This window comes from Aquiflexum sp. (genome assembly GCF_041751335.1).
Classification (GTDB): Bacteria; Bacteroidota; Bacteroidia; order Cytophagales; family Cyclobacteriaceae; genus Aquiflexum.
Genome location: NZ_JBGSXS010000124.1, coordinates 1 through 2,740 on the forward strand (window position 1 = coordinate 1; position 2,740 = coordinate 2,740).

The 2,740-nt window shown below is 34.7% G+C and carries 3 protein-coding genes; all 3 read left to right on the plus strand.

Going from position 1 to position 2,740, the window contains the following annotated elements; genetic code table 11:
* Positions 1–774 (plus strand): hypothetical protein (locus tag ACEW8U_RS06770; protein WP_373521280.1); only part of this gene is annotated, 774 nt, incomplete at its 5' end.
* Positions 775–1,011: 237 nt separating this feature from the next.
* Positions 1,012–1,428 (plus strand): helix-turn-helix domain-containing protein, encoded by a 417-nt coding sequence (locus tag ACEW8U_RS06775; RefSeq protein WP_373521281.1) that lies wholly within the window; start codon positions 1,012–1,014, stop codon positions 1,426–1,428.
* Positions 1,429–1,487: 59 nt separating this feature from the next.
* The gene (locus ACEW8U_RS06780) at positions 1,488–2,648 is read left to right on the plus strand and encodes an ImmA/IrrE family metallo-endopeptidase (RefSeq protein ID WP_373521282.1); all 1,161 of its coding nucleotides are present in this window, start codon (positions 1,488–1,490) and stop codon (positions 2,646–2,648) included.
* The last annotated feature ends 92 nt before the right edge of the window (positions 2,649–2,740 follow it).

The window sequence follows — 2,740 nt, forward strand, 5'->3', positions numbered from 1 at the left end:
GAGTGCAAGGTAGAATCAGGGGAGAGGAAAAACCAGCTATCTGATTATACCGCCTACATTCAAAGCCTTATGTATAAATATAAAAAAGGATGTATTCTTTACATCACTAAATATTTTGAAAAAAAAGATAGTATTGATAAAAATATCCCATTGATTCAGTTACGATGGTATGAAGTCTCTAGGCTTATCGTTGAATCAAACAATGAAACCACAAAAGAATTTAGAAAATTATTAATTGAATACGGTATGGATGAACCTAAGAATTTTACACTACAGGATATGATGGCAATGAAGACAATTTCATCTACAATTTCAAAAATGGATGAGATTTTGGAGATTTTTAAACCTGAATTTGAAACCAATTTCGGAGGATTTTCAAAAACTTCTAGTAGGAGCTCACAACTAAATAATAACCAATACTCTAACTATGTTTATTTAAAGTTCAAAAATATTTCCTATTGGATAAGCGTAGGTTTCTTTTGGTGGTGGGAGGATCATCAATTTCCATACATTGGTTTTTGTATTGAAATACCTGCCAAAGATATAAAGGGAAATGAGCTCCAAAAAATTTTTGAATCCGAATTAATAATGGAGAACAGTATGTGGGAATTTGAAGAAGACGGTAATTCTTACTTTTATTTTTTAATTTCTCTTGTAGAATTTGTAGATATAGATGATACTGATCATATAACTTCAATAAAAAGCAGGTTAATGGAAGGTTTGAACGAAATTTATGAGGTTAAAAAGAAATATCCAGAGGCATTTGAAAGGTGAGGTTTTCATAAAAATGCAAATGCTGGATATTGGGTAAATAAAATTGTAGTGTTGCAACTTTTATACAATCCATTTAATGGATTAATGCCTTTTGCCTTGTCCATGCTGCCTGTTCCGAAGTATGAGGATGTGGCAGCATGCCCTCCTTCAATATTGGATTAGTTTAGTCAATCTAACTCATTGTAAAAACACGCTTTTTTCTCTACCTTGTATTTAGTTTAAAACCGACCCAACCCTATGGCAAATACCAATGACCGCAAAATCCACCAAGGCAGAAACATCAAAAGATTCCGTGAAATGCTTGGCATCAAACAAGAGGTCTTAGCATTCCAACTTGGAGATGAATGGTCACAAAAAAAAATCTCCCTCCTTGAACAAAAAGAAGAGGTAGAAGCCAGCCACCTCTCCCAAATTGCAGAGGTTCTCAAACTGCCCGTCGAAGCTTTCCAGAATTTTGATGAAGAACAGGCTGTGAATATTATTTCTAACACTTTTAATCATGGGTCTGTGGGATACCAGAAAAATGAAAATTGCAACATTCACCCGGTTGATAAAATCATCCAACTCCATGAAGAAAAGATTGCCCTATACGAAAGGATGCTAAAAGAGAAGGATGAGATGATGGGAAGGTTGGAGAGGTTGATAAACAAATAATTGAACCTTCTTTGAATTATTCTTCTATTTTTACGTTTCCCTGTTGGCTATAAATCTTCATGAAAACAACTACTTATAATATTGACAGAATTCAACAGCTCATTCTCCAATTTCGATTGGAAAAGGAAGAGTTTTTGGATTTGGTTAGTAAGGGGCTTCAGAATAAGCTCAGTTGGGAAGATATTTTTAAGGAAGAGATCCAAATCAATCATTTAAAGAGGATAGATAAAATTTTCTCTAAAGGATTATCTTATTATCTCGATCCCAATCCACCAATAAAAAGTAAAGAATCAAGCATATTCTACCGAAAGGAAAAATTTGGATCAGAATTGAATCTTGCCGCAAAAAAAACTGTCAACAAGTTTGAAGAATTAAAAATTTCTCTTTCCGGGTTGGCAAAGCTTTCTGATTTAATAATGGAAAGGAGTTTGCCGATTTTTAGCATTAGCAGTAACCCTGATGTTGTGGCAAAGGAAATCCAGAAGGTTTTATTGCCCAAATTTACCAAAGACCCTAAGAAATTTCTAGAAGCAATAATTGGCAAATTTGCAGAAGCCAATATTCTTGTTTTTGAATTTGTCGAACATCCATCACTAAATGAGAAAAGTAACATTGATGGCTTCTATCTTCAGCCTAATGTGATCGTTTTGAGAAGGAATCAAGATTACCTAAAAAGGGAGATTTTCACACTTGCCCATGAGCTTGGACATTATCTGCTCAATCAGGAAGAGGTTGAGTCAATGAATTATGAAAACCTTGCTTTTGGAATAATCAATAATATTGAAGCATGGTGCAACACCTTCGCTTTTTCATTCCTTGCAGGAAACAATATCTCAATTTTGGATAACTTACCTGATATAAACCAATCAACCGATTACTCATATGGTGATATCAAGGCTATTTCAGACAAAACACATTTGAGCTTTACAGCCATTTTAACCTACCTTGTTCGGAAAGGAAAAATGTCTGGGGCAATCTATGGTAAAATGAAAAGGGACCAAGAGGATCAGATCCTTGCAAAGAAAGAAGCTGAAAAAAAGAAACGGGAATTGGAAAAGGAATTGGGCAAAAAATCAATGGCTTCGCCGGCTAAACCAATTCAATCCCCTTTGTTTGTTTCAGCCATCCAAACAGCATTTTTTGATGGTGTCATCAATGAATACGAACTTTGCAAAACCCTTCATCTCAAGCCTGAACAGCTAGAAAAATACCTGAGATGAGGGCAGTTATCGATACAAGTTCATTAGTGAGTTTAGTTCGGTACTACCTTCCGTTTGACAACAAGGGCATTTTGTTTAAACTGATTAAAGAA

Coding starts and splice junctions, on each gene's coding strand:
- ACEW8U_RS06775 (WP_373521281.1), top strand. CDS start 1,012: ATGGCAAATACCAATGACCGCAAAATCCACCAAGGCAGAAACATCAAA.
- ACEW8U_RS06780 (WP_373521282.1), top strand. CDS start 1,488: ATGAAAACAACTACTTATAATATTGACAGAATTCAACAGCTCATTCTC.